Source organism: Xanthomonas hortorum pv. pelargonii, from assembly GCF_024499015.1.
Lineage (GTDB): Bacteria > Pseudomonadota > Gammaproteobacteria > Xanthomonadales > Xanthomonadaceae > Xanthomonas > Xanthomonas hortorum_B.
This window is the reverse complement of record NZ_CP098604.1, coordinates 4,252,382-4,270,435: the sequence shown is the minus strand read 5'-3', so window position 1 is coordinate 4,270,435 and position 18,054 is coordinate 4,252,382. Positions and strand designations below refer to the sequence as shown.

The following is an 18,054-nucleotide window of genomic DNA, read 5'->3' as shown; positions in this document are numbered from 1 at the left end:
CTGAACACGATGACGAACCATCCATAGCCTTACTCCCGTGCGACCCCGTCCGGCGCCGCCCCCCCTTAACCAAGCTCTACATCCCACAGACTCTTGATAACTTTGCCCTTAACAAGCACATGAGTCAAGAATTACCGCGATCACCTAGCAACCAGAGGAGTGATCGAGCTCACAACTTGATCGCAATCGTCTTCACCTCAGTCTTGGGCAGGAGGCGTGCCGTGAAATAGCGATCTTCGTAGTAACGGATCTTGTCGCACTTCACCGGGTGCGGGATGCCTTCGTACAGAAAGACCTCTTTCTCGTTGCCCATCGCTTTGAGCTCCTGAGGCAACATCAGCGCGCGCCGCTCCTCAGAGACGCTTCGAGTGGTCTCCCTGCCTCGCGTGACGTTGTTTTTCTTGATCGTCGTGTAACCCAGCATCTCCGAATAGTCGTTCGCATCCTGCTGCTCGCGCGGCGCGTACAAGATCTGCAATGCGTGGTTGGTGATGATCGTTCGCGATAGATCCTTGCCGTATGTCGCATCCAGCTGCGCCATGCTCTGGATGATCGGCAGCAGCCTGAGGTTGTACCCGGCCATGTACGCGACCGCGGTGGCGATGATGTCCACTTTGCCGATTGAGGTGAATTCGTCCATCAGCAGCAAGCACTGGTACTTCAGCTCCGGATTGGACTTTGGAAGCTCCCGCGTGTTGAGGTTGATGATCTGGCTGAAGAGCAGGTTGATGATGAGCCTGCTTTCGGCCAGCTTGTTGGGCTGGATGCCGATGTAGATGGTCATCTTCTTCTTGCGAAGATCGGTCAGCATGAAGTCGTCAGCACTAGTTGCCGCATCCAGTACGGGGTTGATCCATGCGTTGAGCGGCTCTTTCAAGGTGCCCATGATCGATGCAAAGGTCTCATCGGCTTGTGACAGCATGTTGGCAAACGCCGAGCGTGCGTTGCTGCTAAGGAATCTGCGCTCGGAGAGCGACTTCAGATATTTCTTCAGGTCTGTACCATCTCCGGACGACAGCCGATAAATGCCGCCGAGCGTGGGCGCACCTGCGCCACCAGGGAAGCCAAGTGACAGTTCCTCATCCTGGTTTTCGAACAGGTACAGCGCGAACGCCATGAACGCGTTGCGCGCCTGGCTGACCCAGAATTTCTGGTCGTCCGACCCATCCGGATACAGCATCGCGGCAATGCTCATCAGATCAGACACCCGGAACGCCGGATCATGGGAGACGTAGGTCAGCGGGTTCCAGCGATGCGTTCGGCGATCTTCGGCGAACGGGTTGAACAGGAAAACCTCGTGCCCCTGACTGGCACGCCAGCCACTGGTCAGATCGAAGTTTTCCTGCTTGATGTCCAGGACAACGATCGATTCCTGATATTCGAGCAGATTGGGGATGACCACACCAACGCCCTTGCCGGAGCGCGTGGGCGCGGCAAGAATCACGAATTGCTGCCCGCTTAGTCGCACCAGCTTGCCGTTGAACTTGCCGACGACAATTCCATTACCGCTCGGCTTGAACAACCCGTGCTTGGAAAGATCTGCGGCTCCGGCAAAGCGCGCGTCACCATGCAACGCACGTGGCTTTGGCTTGAGCACAAGCACAACCGTAATGGCCCAGACGATCCCCGGCAGACCAAAACCGAGGACGCCCGACATCTTGATCTTGGTCGCGTAAGGCGCCACTTCCGGCAACCCCAATGCGCTGACGTAGCGGTAGTAGGTGTCCCAGGAATACAACCCGGTATCGAGTCGCAACAGCAGCAATGTCAGATACCCGGACAGGGCATATCCAACGAGCAACGTCACCGCAGTGGCGATTGCAATTATTTTAGCTTTGGACACGCGACCCTACTCCTTAGGCTTACATCTCGACGGCCGTCTAGCGACGGACAACCGGCTTGTGATCGATCAGATCTGACTTGCGCCCGCCGCTTTCGCTCTCGACCAGCGAGTCGATCCAGACCTTGGCTTGATCCAGGGAGAGATCCGGCGTTATCCGGGTACCGGCGTCTGTCACAACGGCATATGCCACCACCGTATCAGGCGCGTACATTTCTTCCCGGGTGATTGCCACCACACGGTATCCCCTCTGGTCAGCACGGTGTGCTGATACTCGTCCATTGCCAGCCTTCCTTTCGTCAGCGCGGAAGCGATGCTAAAGCAAGACGTGTGATGGAGAAAGCGGTTTCAACAACGCTGACAGATCCGCAGACCAGCCTTATGCACACGACGAGTGCCGATGGCTATATTGAGATCGCAGCAAGATGATCGTGTTCAAACCACTCAAGTCGCCGTGCATCCGGACTTGGAGTGGTGGGCGGTACAGGGTTCGAACCTGTGACCCCTACCATGTCAAGGTAGTGCTCTACCGCTGAGCTAACCGCCCGTTTCCTGCGTCAGCATTGCGCTGTGCAGGGCGCGCATTCTAGCGCAGGGTTTCGCGGGCCACAAGCCCTCCCTGCACGTGAGCACCCTGCCCCGCCCTACGCCAGGCTCGCCGCCTTCAATTTCTGGATCTGGTCGCGAATCTGCGCTGCGGCCTCGAACTCTAGATCCTTGGCGTGCTGGTACATCTTCTGCTCCAGGCTCTTGAGCTTGCCGGCGATCTGGGCCGGCCCCATCGCGCGGTAGTCGACAGTGTCTTCGGCGATCTGACGCGACTTCGAACGACCCTTGCCGGCTTTCTTCTCGGCGGCATCCTCGCGCGCGCCTTCCATGATGTCGGAGATCGGGCGCTGCACGGATTTCGGCGTGATGCCATGTTCGAGGTTGTACTCGACCTGCTTCTCGCGACGACGGTCGGTTTCGTCGATCGCCGCCTGCATCGATCGCGTCATCTTGTCGGCATACAGGATGGCCTTGCCACGCAGGTTGCGCGCGGCGCGCCCGATCGTCTGGATCAACGAACCGGTCGAACGCAGGAAGCCCTCCTTGTCGGCATCCAGGATCGCCACCAGCGATACTTCCGGCATGTCCAGACCTTCGCGCAGCAGATTGATGCCCACCAGCACGTCGAATTTGCCAAGGCGCAGATCGCGGATGATCTCCACCCGCTCAACAGTATCGATGTCCGAATGCAGGTAGCGCACCCGAATGCCGTGCTCGCCCAGGTATTCGGTGAGGTTCTCGGACATGCGCTTGGTCAGCGTGGTCACCAACACGCGATCGCCGAGTTTGATGCGCTCATGGATCTCGGACATCAGATCGTCGACCTGCGTGCCGACCGGGCGGATCTCGACCACCGGATCGATCAGTCCGGTCGGGCGCACCACCAGCTCGGTGATCTCGCCTGCAGACTCGCGCAGCTCATACGGACCTGGTGTGGCCGAGACATAGATGCTGCGTGGCGAACGCGCCTCCCACTCTTCGAAACGCAGCGGCCGGTTGTCCAGCGCCGAAGGCAGACGGAAACCGAACTCCACCAACGTCTCCTTGCGCGAGCGATCGCCTTTGTACATCGCGCCGATCTGCGGAATGGTCACATGCGACTCGTCGATCACCAGCAGCGCATCCGGCGGCAAGTAGTCGAACAACGTCGGTGGCGGTTCGCCAGGCGCCTTGCCGGTGAGATGCCGCGAGTAGTTTTCGATGCCGTTGCAGAAGCCCACCTCGGCCATCATTTCCAGGTCGAACTGGGTGCGCTGCGCCAGGCGCTGCGCCTCGACCAGCTTGTTCTGCGAATACAACTGCTCCAGCCGCTCCTTGAGCTCGTCCTTGATCGTATCCACCGCACTGAGCGTGCGCTCGCGCGTGGTCGCGTAGTGGGTCTTGGGATACACGGTATAGCGCTGCAACTTGCGCAGCGTCTCGCCGGTGAGCGGATCGAACAAGGTCAGCTGCTCGATGTCGCCATCGAACAACTCGATGCGCAAGGCCTCGGTGTCCGACTCGGCCGGGAAGACATCTAGCACCTCGCCACGCACGCGGAACGCGCCGCGCGTCAGCTCGAATTCGTTGCGCGTGTACTGCAGATCGCTGAGATGACGGATCAACTTGCGCTGATCAATGTGCTCGCCGACCGACAGAATCAGGCGCAGCGACAAATAGTCTTCCGGCGCGCCCAGACCGTAGATCGCCGAGACAGTAGCCACCACCAACGAATCGCGCCGCGACAGCAAGGTCTTGGTGGCGGACAACCGCATCTGCTCGATGTGCTCGTTGATCGAACTGTCCTTCTCGATGAAGGTATCCGACGACGGCACATAGGCCTCGGGCTGGTAGTAGTCGTAGTAGCTGACGAAGTACTCCACCGCGTTGTTCGGAAAGAACGACTTGAACTCGCCGTACAACTGCGCCGCCAACGTCTTGTTCGGCGCCATTACCAGGGTCGGCTTCTGCACCTGCTCGATCACGTTGGCGATGGTGTAGGTCTTGCCCGAGCCGGTCACGCCCAACAAGGTCTGCTTGGCCAGACCGGCCTCGAAATTGGCCACCAACTTGTCGATAGCTGCGGGCTGGTCGCCGGCTGGGGAGTACGGGGATACGAGCTGGAAACGGTCGGTCATGGAGCGGGTCTCGGGGGAGGACTGCACGAAATAACGGAGCTCACTGCCGGTAAAAGTCTGACACCCCATTGAGTGGGGAAGACGTTACTTGAGATGTGATCGCCGTAGAGACTGCTTGCTCCGGCTCAAGGAGGAGCGCGATGCAAGCAGGAACTCATTCGTGCGCAAAAGGGTACACGGCGGTCGAACTGCTGATCGTGATGGCGATTGTCGGAATTGTGGCCGCCGTTGGCCTGCCCAGCTTCAGAACGCTGATCGAGTGGCAGAGAGCACAGACAAGGGTTCATCTGCTCACAGCGCATCTGGCGATGGCCAGGAGTCTTGCGGTCACTCACCGTCTGCCAGTCAGCATCTGCCCATCCGTTGATGGGGCGAGTTGTCGACCTGACAGAGACTGGAGCCGTGGATGGATCCTTTTCAAAGATCCGCTGCGTAGCGGGCAGCCCGCAGACGCGGGTTCTATCGTGCACGTTGAGCAGTACGCTGAAAGCGACAACATCAGCATCACTGGAACAATCGGCAGATCGCTTGTCCGTTTCCTTCCGAACGGCCGCAATAGCGGTACCAACATCACCATTAGCGTGTGCACGCGCGCTCAACGGCTGGCAGATGTCATCGTCAACAATTCAGGGCGAACACGGTCTGTCCGCTATACGCAGCCCATAAGCTGCCCTGTACGATGAGATTCAGCCAGAAACGAAGAGGCCGCGACTAGTCGCGGCCTCTTCAACATCTTGGCGCCCGAAGTTGGACTCGAACCAACGACCCCCTGATTAACAGTTAGCGCTACTGAGCTTACAAATCAGCACCTTGCATCACTTATTTTTCCCGGCGGCCGACGCCGGAGGCCTAGTGCGCGCTTAGGCGTCCTGCCAATTTTCCCGATCCTTGCGGTCACCGACCTCGCCCTAGATGGCTCAGGAACGCACCCTTTGAGCGGTCACCTCAGCTCGGATCCTGGCCTCGTGGCGCACGGCCCACATTACGGTGCCACGTCGCCCCTGGTCGAGGCTACTGCACTCACGCTGGACAAAGGGCGCGAACGGTTTGCCAGGCGGCGCCGGCCTTTGGCGCTCCAACAGCACGTACCACTCGCCTGTGAGTCTCTGCACCAACCTGGCCACCTCCTCACCCTCTAAGAAAAGCGCCGTAGGTGGCCCCATCGCGCCCTGCCAAGGCCTGTCCCAGCGGAAGCCTGGCGGCAGCAGAGGCTCATCGCCGGCATCGATCGCGCTCATGCGGTGGCCAGCATATAGAACGCATGTTGCTGGACATCGTGCTTGTCGGCCAACTGGCGACCGCGCCCGAGCATGGCCACTGTCTGGTCTACCAGCCACCAGCGCTTCCCGCCGGCCAAGTCGACGGGATCGAGGTGCATCTGCAGGGCATTGCGGGGCAGCGACATTGCGGGGGATCCGGTCTAGCGAGTGGCTGTGGCAACCCACTCTAGCGCGCCCAAATCTCAATTTTTCAGATGACCACCGGGGAAAGGTAATTTAGGTAACCTACACAAAAGACGTGCAATTTTACCAATAAATTCAATGACATAATATGATTTTTCAAAAGTAATTAAAGGGTAATGTTTGGGTAACTGCATTACCTTTCCGCAAGGTAATCAGGCCGTCAAAAAACCCTTATGAATCAATGACATTACTTTTTGAGACCTGAAGAATTACCTCGGATTACCCTAGGTGGCAATCTCATATTTGTTTTTAAAATCATACACTTAAATCATTTTTTGGCCTTCCAATTCCCCGGTTACCTCTTTCCGATGGTCGTCTCGAAATCTTGGAAATTTGGCGGCGGTCGATGTGTCCTCTCCGAAGGCGCCAAAAGCCGGCATGCCGTGCAGGGATCCGCAGGGGCTAGCGAGCTGTCAAAAACGGGCGGAGCGTCAACAGCGGCGCGCGCGGCCAAGCCCCGAAGGGCTGCAGAAAAACAGGTGCGTGAAGGCCGCAGGCGTGGCGGGGCGACGATTGCGCGCGCCAGGGCCAGTGGCATGCGCAGGCGTCGGAGTTTTCCTACTGCGCCCACCTCAGAAGGCAGGCACCATTAACGAGTTGGCCCCAGGGCACCTGCCATAACTGCGGGCGTTCGCGCCTCAGTGCAGTCGCAGGATGATTGCGGTGGCCTGCCTGCCAGTGGCCCCTAGATGGATGAGACAATCGAACCCATGAATATGAACGAAGTTAGACAAGTGGCGGAAAAGCCTCGCAAGGGCGAGTTCTATCGGCTTAGGCCCGATATGCGTGGAAGCCAAGGACATGGCGTCGTGTTCGAAAACGAAAAGAATTTCCCACTCCCTAGTCATATGAGTCTCGATGAATCTGGCGGCGGAATTAAAGAATTTAGAGATACGCCTCGCCTGCGCCAGAGTAAGCGCGATCAAATGGTTAATGATTTAGATTCGAGCTTCCGGGGTTACTGGCTTGTATCCGAGCCGTTGAAGGAGGTATTCGAATCAATTGATTCTAAGGCATTCTCATTTGCCAAATGCGAACTCACCCTATATGACGGATCGCAGGCTGCGCCACATTATTTCTGCGAAGTTATTAGGGAAATTGACGCGCTTGACGAAGAAACATCTACAGTAAAAATATTGACCGAAGGCTATCCAAAGGGAAACACTACAGCCTAGTGGGTGGAGCCAGCCTCGCCTTTAAAAAGGATATGTTGGGCTCAGCCCATGTCTTCCGTACCCCCTATAACGGAGCTCTCGTCATATGCGACCGCTTGTTTCGAGACGCGCTAATCGAACACGGATTTGGAAAGGCGCGCGAGTCGCGCGGCGTCTGGCTCTGCGACGCAGCTGATTATTGAGTCAATAGCTTTTCGCGAGCACCTTAAGGATCGGGAAAATGCCTGCTAATAACGTCATTTTACAAAGCCACCATGTTATCGAGCAGAGCATTTTACAAAGGCACCCCTATTGGTGGAGCTGGTTAAAAATGGGCTAATCGACGAACACGCCTCAGCAAATCGGCTCTATCTACCTGTCGATGGAAAACTAGCTGAAGCGATTGAAACGTCGCCGCACCGGGGGCGAACGCGGAGTTCATATACAGAGGGGGTTGTCGAAACGCTGGATAACCTTTCTGAAACAAGCGAGGGCACTGCTGCGCTTGAAGGCGATCCTATTGCACTTAAAAGAGTGTCGGCCCAGGTATCTGAGCTACAGGACACACTAAAGGTGGCCCTGATCAACGGCGATGTATTCACGACTACGCCGGATCGATTTACCAAAATTGAAGCCAACGCGCAGAACTACAGAACTTTCGCCGATCTAAAAAATTACGGTATAGAGCATGCCGAACAGTTGAAAGCCTTGCGTTCGATGAGTGAGGTGGAATCCGAATGGGCCGCCATCACCCACTCGGAGCATCGGATTAGCGCGGTGATCGGCGCCGCAAAGGACACCTCGTCCAATCTGGTCGCAGCCCCGGGCGACCCGGTTGTGCGCGAGATCGCTGGGCGCGAGGAGTTCCGCTTGGCGATCGCACACGCAGAACAGGCCGGCCGTGTGACGCTATCCGAGTCCAATGCGGCGTTGGTCCAGCAGGTGTTGGATGACACGCCGACAACCATCAGCGGTGCTGCTCGCAGCATTCGCCAAGTAGCGGGCACCGCATCGCCGCCATATACGCCGCTTTCGCAACGCGGCTTCGCTACTGCAGAGCTGCTCGCAGGCGACTTGTCGGCAGGCCAAGCCCTGCGCAGCGCCGGCTTGCTCGCCACCGCCGCCGATACCGTCGTCACCGGTCAGCGCGCCACACGCTTCCTCGGCCAGGACAACCCGCTCGCCGCACAATCGGAGCTGGCGCATTTTGCCGGCCGCAATTTCGGTGGCTGGGCCGGCGGTACCGCTGCTGCCTATGCGCTGGGCAGCGCGGGCGCGGGACCGATGGTGCTGATCGCGGCCGATGCCTACTTCATGACCAAGGCCGGCGAGAAGGCTGCCGAGTTGCTCGACAACCGCGCCATCTACCAACAGATCGATCGCGACGGGACGCAGTGGTCGTTCGATGGCCGCGCCTGGGCACGCGAGGGCATGGCCGACACCACCCGCGACGGATTGAACAACCCGACCGCCACTCCAATCGTCGCCAGCTATGAGAAGGCACGCGAACTCAATTACCAAGCCACCAACGCCGCCGCAGCGCTAGCCCTCAAGGATGCGCCCGCGCCCGCTGATCCGTATCGCCAGCCTGCCAACCCCACAGACCGGCCAAGCCTAAGCACTGCCGACTGGCGGCGTGATGCATCGGACGGCCAGTGGCATCGCCAGGTCAAAACCGAGATTTCCGGCGCCAACGATCGCGGCAACTACCTGCAGGAGACAGCCTTGCCGCCCCGCGCGGCTGAACTGGACGCGCAGGCGCAGGACGTCATCGCGCGCAACATCGCCAACAGTCCGGGCGCGATCGCCGCGCGCTATGAGCTGGCACATCACCGCAGCGGCTGGGCCGCCGACGGGCTGCCGATGTCGCCAGCAGTGCTGCAGGCGTTGCCCGACCCGGATGCGTTGACCGCCTCGAACGGCCAGCGCTACTACCGAGACATCGAGGGCCGGTGGAGCACTAACGGTGACACGCCGGATGGCAATCGCGTGCTGGAACTGGACACCCCACGCGCGCGATGCTGCAGCCAGCGCTTGCGGAGCAGTCACAGGCGATCGCCGCCATCCAGCAATCGCCGCCGTCGCCGCATGACTTGCAGCGCGAGCAAACGCTCTACCGCTACCGCATCGTGGGAACGGAGTTGCAGCCGCAATGGCGCGAAGCGATCGAGCTGGCGACCCAGCGGACCCGCGAGACAGAGGGACTCGCTGGCGATGGCGCAATGCAGCTGCAGCGCGGGCCAGGCGGTCAGTTTGGTGCCGACAGCCCGATCGCCCATCTGCAACGCGGCCCCGATGGTGTAGAGCGTGTTGCAGCGCTCACCAGCACCCAGGACATCCACCAGGCGCTGCAGGAGGTGCGTGCGCGGCAGCAGCCCGGCGCCCCCACACAACAGCTAGCCTCTATGCCGCGCCCATCAGACGGATCGGCAGATAGCGACACGTCTGGCTCCAACGCATCCTCCAGCCCACAACTGGTGATGGATATGCAGGTGCGGATGCAAGCACCCAGCGCCGCACAGGCGCATCAAGAACGCGACCGGGAGGAACGCCAGACGCAAGACCAGCAGCTGGCCCAGGCACGCGCACACGCGCTGCAGGAGCAAACCTCACACGAGGATCGGGCGCAGTCCTCTCAAGCGCTGCAGGCGCATGCATTGGAGGAGCTTCGCCACCAAGAGTCGCAACAGCAGGATCAGCAAGAACTCCAGGCACAGGATGCCCAGCAACGCGAACAGGCGCAGCGCCAAGTACACGACACCCAACAGCGCGAACAGTCGCAACAGCAGGCCCAGGAGACGCAACAGCGCGAGCAGGAAACACGCCACGCCCAGGATGCCCAGCAGAGCGAGCAAGAACGCCTCCAGGCGCAGGATGTGCAACATCCAGAGCAGCAGCCGCTGCACGCCCAAGCGGCTCCACAACGCGAGCAGGAGCCGGCGCAGGACGGCGTCTTGCGCGAGCCACCGTCGCTCCATACTCAGGGCACATCGCCACGCGAACCCGAGCAGCGGTCTACCCAGGATGACGTCGCCCAACAGCCCCAAGAGCAGCAGGCAGAGCGTGGGCAAGCACATGTATCCGACGTAGCGCAGCAGCAGACGCAAGGCCAACAAGCGCAGGAAGAGCGCCCGCGCGAAGCCCCGCAACAGACAGCGCAGAGCGCGGCGATCGCGCCCACATCGCCGTCAGATCTGCAGCAGGTTGCGGACCTGCACAGCGGCCAGCAGCCGACCACAGCGCAAGCCTCGGATGCGCACCAAGATGCGTCTGCGCAACAGCGTGAGGAGGCGATGCACGCGGACCTGACCCAAATAGCGAACCCGCCTACTGCACCACCGCTCGCCATACCGGTTGCCGCAGAACGCAGCGACGACCAACTGGCGCGGATGCCGCAGGCACCAGCACATGAAGCACCAGATACCCCTACAGCATTGCCATTGTCCAGCCACCTCGTGCAAGCGGCAGGGCTATCGCTGGACATGCCGGCCGCTGGCCGCTCCACTGATGTGCCCGAGGGCGCGGCCGATGCGCGCCGGCCGTTTTTGAGTCCCAAGCACATGAGCAGGATCCTCTTGCCGCTGTGCCCCCAGATCCGGACTCCTGGGAGGAAATAACGCGCTCCATGCGTGAGCTGCGCATCCAGATCGAACAGGATTTGGAAACAGAAACCCGCGTCGCCGAAGCACGGCAAGCGCGTGTGGACCGTGGTGAGCAGCCGTTTACCGAGTTGGAACTTCGTGATGGGTACGATCCGGATGGCCCCTCTGCGATGAGACAACCGGCGCTCGCACTGACACGCGCTGCGCCGCAAGGCGATGCCGATAGCGCTGTTACGCAAGCGGCTGGCGAGCAGGACGATCGGCCACCGCCTACGCGCAAGAACATCACCGGCGATCCCGATGTGGATGATCTCCTTTACGCCCTCGATTCCAAGAACGATCTTGCGATCGAACAGGCATTGCGCCGGGTCGCCAATAGCGCGCATAGCAATGCCCTCGCACAGCAAGGCCACGAACATCTTGAAGCCAAGGCGCAGCAGGAAGCACAGGAGCAGGTGACCACACGCCAGGCGCTAGGGATGGACGTCTCGACAGAGGTGCAGACCAGCCGAGGCCCGGTGATGGTGATGACGCTGCCGCAGTTCGCGAACAATCCCGCGATGCAAAGCGGTCCGCAGGGTGACGGTGGTGGTGGTGGTGGCGGAGACGGCGGTGGCGGTGGCGGTGGCGGTGGAGGTGGAGGTGGAGGTGGAGGTGGAGGTGGTGGATAGCCGGAACACGTGTAGCGAGTTGAATCATCGAGAGAACACTATGGACATGCAGAACACCTCCGCGCTGCCCGATGCCAACGGGTCGGAACGCGCAATGAAAGAATCGATCCAGGCCATGGTGTCGACTCCCCGCAATTCAATGCCAGCCAAAACTAGAGGTCTGCGGTTGATGTTGATCACGGAACTCGGCGGGCGTTAGCCCGCCCAGGCTGTCGTGCGGGATCTGCTGGTTGTAGTCGGCCAGCCAGTGTTCGGTCTGTTCGCGAACCTCGCTCAGCGTGCGGAAGAGATGCATGTCCAGCACGCCGCGCCGGTAGCTGCCGTTGAAGCGTTCGATAAAACCGTTTTGCATTGGACGCCCCGGCTCGATGAAGTCCAAGGCGATGCCTTTGCGCTCGGCCCACTCGGCCAAGGCCAATGCGACAAACTCCGGGCCATTGTCCAAGCGAAGTTTGGCGGGGTAGCCGCGCCAGGCTGCGATGCGTTCCAAGGTGCGGATGACGCGGGCGGCCGGGAGATTCAAGTCCACTTCGATCGCCAAGGCTTCCCGACTGAAATCGTCGATGACATTGAACGTGCGGAAGCGTCGACCATCCCACAACGCATCGGACATGAAGTCGATCGACCATCCAGCATTGGGTCGCTCTCCGCATGCCAGCGGTTGTGGATGACGCGTCGGGACCCGGCGCCTGCTGCGACGACGTTGATTGAGTTTCATCAGGCAATACACGCGCCACACCCTTTTGTGATTCCACACATGTCCGCGACGGCGGATGATCTGAAAGAGCTTTCCAAAACCACGCTCGGGAAAACGCTCGGCCAATTCGGACAACAGCGCAATGACCTCCTCGTCGCGATCGGGACGACGCCGATAGCGCACTGTCGAGCGAGCCACGCCAACGACCGCACAGGCCCGGCGCTCGCTCCAGCCATGCTGCTCGACGAGCCAGGCAAGAAGCGGGCGTTTGTGCGCCGGGTCTACAGCTTTTTGCGATGACATCCTTCAATGCATGGTTTTCCATGGCGAGCTCGGCGTACATGCGTTTGAGCTTGCTGTGCTCGGTCTCCAGGTCGCGAAGGCGCTGCACATCGGCTGCCTCCATGCCACCGTACTTGGACTTCCAGACGTAGTACGTCGCATCGGAAATGCCCAGCTCACGGCACACATCCTTGACCTGGCGGCCGCCCTCAACCTGCTTCAGCGTGGCGACAATCTGGCTTTCGGTGAACTTGCTCTTGCGCATCGTTGGTCTCCTCGGTGGCTAGTGTGCCCGGAGACCTCTAGTTATGGATGGATCAACTTTACGGGAGGCTGACAGAGCAAGATGCCCTCTTCGTCCATCTGGAGTTGGTATTGAGCCTTAAGGAACCTCTGAACAACGCACCATAGATACGCGACACTACCCGCCTCATGTTGAGGAGTGATCCATGCAACTGACGTTCGGTGACGCTGAAGGCCTGGGCAAGCGCAAGCAGACTCGCCGGGAGATCTTTCTGGCCGAGATGGAGCAGGTGGTTCCGTGGCAACACTTGCTCGGTCTGATCGCGCCGCACTATCCGGTGTCGGGGCGCCCAGGTCGGCAGCCATACGCACTGGCGACGATGTTGCGGATTCATCTGCTGCAGCAGTGGTATGCGTTGAGCGATCCGGCGATGGAAGAAGCGTTGCACGAGATCCCGATCTTGCGGAGGTTTGCCCAGCTCGGTGGCTTGGACAACGTTCCGGACGAGACCACGATTCTCAACTTTCGCCGCCTGCTGGAGACCCATGGCCTTGCCGCGCGGATGCTGGACGCGGTCAACGCGCATCTGGCGCGCAAGGGCCAGAGCCTGCGGTCGGGCACGATCGTCGATGCAACGCTGATCGCTGCGCCCAGTTCGACCAAGAACGCCGATCACGCGCGCGACCCTGAAATGCATCAGACCAGGAAGGGCAATCAGTGGTATTTCGGGATGAAGGCGCACATCGGCGTGGATGAATTTTCCGGGCTGGTGCACCACGTCCATTGCACAGCCGCCAATGTCGCCGACGTCACGGTGACGCACGCATTACTGCATGGCAAAGAAGACAGCGTGTTCGGCGACAGCGGCTACACCGGTGCGGACAAACGCGAAGAACTGCAGACCTGCAAGGCTGCATTTTTCATTGCCGCCAAGCGTTCGACGCTGCAAGCCATCGGCAACAAACGCGAGCGTGCTCGGGAAGAGCGTTGGGAACACTTCAAGGCCAGCGTGTGCGCGAAGGTGGAGCATCCATTCCGGGTGATCAAGCGCCAGTTCGGCTACACCAAGGTCCGCTATCGCGGCCTGGCCAAGAACACGGCACACGTGCTGACCTTGTTTGCGCTGTCAAACCTGTGGATGAAGCGAAAGCAGTTACTGCCTGCTATGGGGAGCGTGCGCCTGTGATCCGTGGAATTCCCAAGGAAAGCGCCAGAAATGGCGAAAGATCCGAAGATCCAAACGCGACTCTCCGGAACGATGCGACATTCCGCACTCTCAGGTCTCGTTATTCAGACCTTCCTTAAGGTCTTGGGTGCGCTTCATCGGTTCTTCTCCACCAGCGCGTTGTGCGCCTCGTGGGAACCGACAGGCGGAGCGTTCGGCCCTACCGCACCCGAGAGCGAGCACCGCGCAAGCGGCGCACAGCGAAGGGCCGCAACAAAGCGCCAGCGACGAGAAGGAGGCCTGTCCTTGCGGTCGGGACAGCGAAGCTAAGGTCCCTTTCAGAGGCCCAGCACTGGTGGAGATAAAAACCGTTTAGACCCATCCCAGCTGGCAAATGCCTACCTGAGTGGATAGGAAGCAGCAGGTGTTATCGGCCATTTGGTTGATAGATAAAAGCATCGTGCCCGACCGGGACTTCCCCTTTGCGCATTGGCGTGCGTATCTGACGCAAACTGGTCCGCCTGGATACGATTCGGGCCTACCGCCCTCACTACTTCGACGCATGCATGGCTGTCTTCGATGTCAACGTGCCGGCGTTGGAAAGCTCATCTTGACCGAGGTTGTGATGCCACGCTCGATCAGGAGATAAGACATTCGGGGACTTTCAAACTTCAAAGACGCAGCGAGCTTGGATTGGTCAAAATTTCGCTTCGCGCGGCGTAGCTGCTAGGACATTGAAGCAGGCACCCACGATGAAATCGATCTGAGAACGAGCCTGCCCAGGCATAATGCGCAAACTGAGCAAAAGGAGTTGTGCGTGCCGATATACATGGTGATTTTCGAGTGCAAGAGTAGCGACAAGGACTACACAGGGTTCTTCTCAAAGATCAAAGAAATTGGCCACCCTTGGTCTAACGATGTGGGTTCGACCTGGCTCATCGGCCATCTGGGTAACGCCAGCACCATACGCGACATATTAAAGCGGCACCTTGATAAAGAAGATCGTCTTCTGGTGGCCAAGCTGGCAAGGAAGGACGCCGCGTGGTCCGGCTTTTCAACGATGAGTTCCGAATGGCTGATGCGACACCTGAGCTAGACCGCGACCTCGTCGATTCGAACCTGGCTAGGAAAATACCTACAGTCCAGCCCGTCTTTCGCCGACAGTGCTTTGAGCCATTTTCCGCAATGATGACGTGTCGCCAGGGCGGGTCCTGGCGGTCGGTTGTCTGACGATGGTGTCAGACAAGCAGAGGCGTATAGCACCATCAAGGAGGATCAGTCTTGGGCGTTACCGCTATTCGGCACGTGGGCGATTACTTGCTCACGGCTCATATCATCCCGTCTGACGGAAAGTTCCTACCAGAGCTCCTGATTTCCAGGCCCGGCGGCATCACGCTTCACCGCTATCCGGTCCCCAGTGTCGCCTTCCCTGATCGAAGCGCTGCGTATGACTACTGATACGCCCAGGGTTTCCTAGACATCTCAAGGCCATGGAAAATGGTCGATTCGGAGGTGTCTATGAGCAGCAAGCGGTATACGGATGAGTTCAAGATCGAGGCGGTCCGGCAAGTGACCGATCGTGGTTTCAAGGTGGCAGAAGTCGCGGAGCGACTGGGTGTCACCACGCACAGCCTCTACGCCTGGCTGCGCAAGTTCGGCAAGCCTGGCGTGGTGCGGCGCGCCGAGGTGGACCAGAGCGCCGAGGTTCGGCGGCTGAAGGCAGAGTTGCGTCGAGTGACCGAGGAGCGCGACATCCTAAAAGGCCGCCGCGTCCTTTGCCAAGGGGTAAAGGCAAAGTACGCCTTCATGCAAGCCCACTGCGGGGAATTCAGGGTGTGTGCGATGTGCCGGGTATTGCGGGTCAACCGGTCGGGCTATTACGCCTGGTTACGCTCGCCCAAGCCGGACACGGCCTGGGCGAGCGATTTCACCTTCATCCGCACGCATGAAGGCTGGATGTACCTGGCTGTTGTGATCGATCTGTTTTCCTGGCACGTGTCGGCTGGGCGATGCGCGATCGGGCCGAGACCGAGTTGGTCGTGCAGGCCTTGTTGTCTGCGGTGTGGCGGCGCAAACCCAGCGCTGGTTGCCTGGTTCACTCGGACCAAGGGTCGGTCTATACCAGCGATGACTGGCAGAGTTTCCTGGCGTCCCATGGCTTGGTGCAGCATGAGTCGGCGCGGCAACTGCCACGACAACGCACCGGTGGAGAGCTTCTTCGGCCTGCTCAAACGCGAGCGGATCAGGCGGCGGATCTATCCCACCAAGAACGCCGCAAGCGCCGAGGTATTCGACTACATCGAGATGTTTTTACAACCCCAACCGTCGCCATGGTTCAACTGGCGACCTGTCCCCTGTAGAGTTTGAATGGCGCTACGCGCAACGAGGGTCCTGAGTGTCTACGGAAACCTGGGCGTATCAAACGCTCACAAGAAATGGCGACGTTCAGGACTCAACACCCGCAGTGCTGACATCGCTACGTCCAAGTGATTGAGATTGATACGCAACTCTAAGAGCTCTTCAACCCGTCGCCATGCCCGTGCGTTGCGGGGCGACGCCCCGGCTTGTCCACGGGGCCAACGGCCGCCGTTGACCAAGTGCTGCAGTCCACCTGGTCAACGACGCGGCGAGGTGCTAGCCCTCGGTCAGGCCAACAGCTGCTTGATGGAGGCACTGAAAAATCATGCTCGGCATTGCCGTCGAGGCTTGGCTGATCAAGAGCGGCTAACAAAAAACCTTGAGTACTGTCTCGTCGGCGACAAATTACGGACATGACACGTTGCGACGAAGTCCCAATTGCGCTCATGATGCAGATTGCCTCAGGTGTTGAAACTGACAAGGAATTGGACTTCAAGCTGATGCACCGCTCAAAATCGGGAACGTTGCGACACGGCATTAAAATCAATATAAATAATATTTATTAGTTTTCCTGATTAGCCCTGACCATCAGCCGCCTGTCGCAGGATCTGCGCCGCGCTGGGTGGATGCTGCTGTCACCTGAAGCCAACGAGGTGGCGTGATGAGTATCAATGCCGTGCAGTTCCAAGCGGGATTGTCGATGCCTGAGTTCTTCGCGTCCTACGGCACCGAAGCCAAGTGCTATCGCGCGCTTTACAAGTGGCGCTGGCCGCAAGGCTTTCGTTGCCCTGTTTGTGCCGGACGCGTGCGCTCGCGTTTCAAGCGGGGTGCTGCGATCTACTACCAATGCAGCGCGTGCCGGCATCAGACCAGCCTGATTGCAGGCACGATGTTCGAAGGCACCAAGCTGCCGCTGCGCACCTGGATGCTGGCGTTGCACCTGCTGACCTCGACCAAAACCAACATGGCCGCGCTGGAGTTGATGCGGCATCTGGGCGTCAACTACAAGACGGCCTGGCGGATGAAACACAAGATCATGCAGGTTATGGCCGAGCGCGAATCCATGCGGAAACTGGCGGGTTTCGTGCAGATCGACGATGCCTATCTCGGCGGCGAGCGTAACGGTGGCAAGGCCGGACGCGGATCGGAGAACAAACAAGCGTTCCTGATTGCGGTGCAGACCGATGCCACCTTCACCGCGCCGCGCTTTGTGGTGATCGAGCCGGTGCGCAGCTTCGATAACACCTCGCTGCAGGACTGGATTGCCCGTCGCTTGGCGCCCGAATGCGAGGTCTACACCGATGGGCTGGCCTGCTTCCGCCGGCTAGAAGACGCCGGCCACGCGCACACCACGCTGGACACTGGCGGTGGTCGTGCCGCGACCGAAACGGCCGGTGCACGTTGGCTCAACGTGGTGCTGGGCAATCTCAAGCGCGCCATCAGTGGCGTGTATCACGCCATCGCGCAAGGCAAATACGCAAGGCGTTACCTGGGAGAAGCGGCCTATCGTTTTAATCGTCGATTCCGCTTGCGCGAGATGCTGCCACGACTTGCCACGGCCATGATGCAATCCACACCATGCCCAGAGCCGGTTTTACGTGCAGCGAGCAATTTTCATGGCTGAGAGTCGGGGCTAATCAGGTTAGTTTTTATAAAAGTCTCATATCAAGACATCCAACCACTATCATACACATGCCCTCTTAATTTTCCAGGTGCATTAAATGCACTTATGACGGATGCCACAAAAAACGCATAATTCGCCACAATTACATCACAAGCCATCTACAGAAGCGTTGAAGTTATCGGATCTTTTCAGCATAGTTATCCCGCAGAGCGGCATGAGCTTACAACGTGTCGTGCGATGAATATGACTGCGCAACGGCGTATTTCGTTCCGCACCATTGAATTAATT

Annotated in this window: 8 protein-coding genes, 1 tRNA gene and 4 pseudogenes; 7 read left to right on the top strand and 6 right to left on the bottom strand. The window is 59.3% G+C overall.

Annotated features, from left to right (window positions below; all coding sequences use genetic code 11):
• Nucleotides 1-169 precede the first annotated feature (169 nt).
• The 4 genes and pseudogenes from NDY25_RS18335 to uvrB form a co-directional block, all read right to left on the bottom strand.
• Nucleotides 170-1,843: a type IV secretory system conjugative DNA transfer family protein gene (locus NDY25_RS18335; protein ID WP_168958454.1), complete on the bottom strand. Its 1,674-nt coding sequence runs from the start codon at nt 1,841-1,843 to the stop codon at nt 170-172.
• A 37-nt stretch (nt 1,844-1,880) separates the two neighbouring features.
• Nucleotides 1,881-2,122, bottom strand: a pseudogene (locus NDY25_RS18330) (hypothetical protein).
• Between the two features lie 190 nt (nt 2,123-2,312).
• Nucleotides 2,313-2,387, bottom strand: a tRNA-Val gene (locus tag NDY25_RS18325).
• A 97-nt stretch (nt 2,388-2,484) separates the two neighbouring features.
• Nucleotides 2,485-4,506, bottom strand: coding sequence for an excinuclease ABC subunit UvrB (uvrB, locus tag NDY25_RS18320; RefSeq protein WP_168958456.1), 2,022 nt, complete (start codon nt 4,504-4,506; stop codon nt 2,485-2,487).
• A 140-nt stretch (nt 4,507-4,646) separates the two neighbouring features.
• On the opposite strand from uvrB, the gene NDY25_RS18315 reads away from it, so the two are divergent.
• Complete coding sequence (locus tag NDY25_RS18315; protein WP_168958457.1) at nt 4,647-5,189, top strand: GspH/FimT family pseudopilin; 543 nt, start codon at nt 4,647-4,649, stop codon at nt 5,187-5,189.
• Between the two features lie 551 nt (nt 5,190-5,740).
• On the opposite strand, the gene NDY25_RS18310 is transcribed toward NDY25_RS18315, so the two are convergent.
• Nucleotides 5,741-5,911 carry a hypothetical protein gene (locus NDY25_RS18310; protein WP_168958458.1) on the bottom strand — a complete coding sequence of 57 codons (171 nt, stop codon included), beginning with the start codon at nt 5,909-5,911 and terminating at the stop codon, nt 5,741-5,743.
• Between the two features lie 774 nt (nt 5,912-6,685).
• Here NDY25_RS18310 and NDY25_RS18305 point away from each other — a divergent pair.
• Nucleotides 6,686-7,326 (top strand): annotated as a pseudogene (locus NDY25_RS18305) (imm11 family protein).
• Between the two features lie 514 nt (nt 7,327-7,840).
• Nucleotides 7,841-11,396: pseudogene (locus NDY25_RS18300) on the top strand (hypothetical protein).
• Between the two features lie 136 nt (nt 11,397-11,532).
• On the opposite strand, the gene NDY25_RS18295 reads toward NDY25_RS18300, so the two are convergent.
• Nucleotides 11,533-12,640 (bottom strand): IS3 family transposase gene (locus tag NDY25_RS18295; RefSeq protein ID WP_256627619.1). Its coding sequence is split into 2 segments (ribosomal slippage): nt 11,533-12,385 and nt 12,384-12,640, totalling 1,110 coding nucleotides; the frame shifts between segments, so codons are not numbered across the junction.
• Nucleotides 12,641-12,824: 184 nt separating this feature from the next.
• Here NDY25_RS18295 and NDY25_RS18290 point away from each other — a divergent pair.
• From NDY25_RS18290 to NDY25_RS18275, 4 genes and pseudogenes are all read left to right on the top strand, one after another.
• Nucleotides 12,825-13,805: an IS5 family transposase gene (locus NDY25_RS18290; protein ID WP_256627618.1), complete on the top strand. Its 981-nt coding sequence runs from the start codon at nt 12,825-12,827 to the stop codon at nt 13,803-13,805.
• A gap of 796 nt (nt 13,806-14,601) precedes the next feature.
• Nucleotides 14,602-14,880 (top strand): hypothetical protein, encoded by a 279-nt coding sequence (locus tag NDY25_RS18285; RefSeq protein ID WP_081390785.1) that lies wholly within the window; start codon nt 14,602-14,604, stop codon nt 14,878-14,880.
• A gap of 422 nt (nt 14,881-15,302) precedes the next feature.
• Nucleotides 15,303-16,179: pseudogene (locus tag NDY25_RS18280) on the top strand (IS3 family transposase).
• A 624-nt stretch (nt 16,180-16,803) separates the two neighbouring features.
• On the top strand, nt 16,804-17,766 hold the full coding sequence (locus NDY25_RS18275) for an IS1595 family transposase (protein WP_006448937.1): 963 nt from the start codon (nt 16,804-16,806) through the stop codon (nt 17,764-17,766).
• Nucleotides 17,767-18,054: the final 288 nt, after the last annotated feature.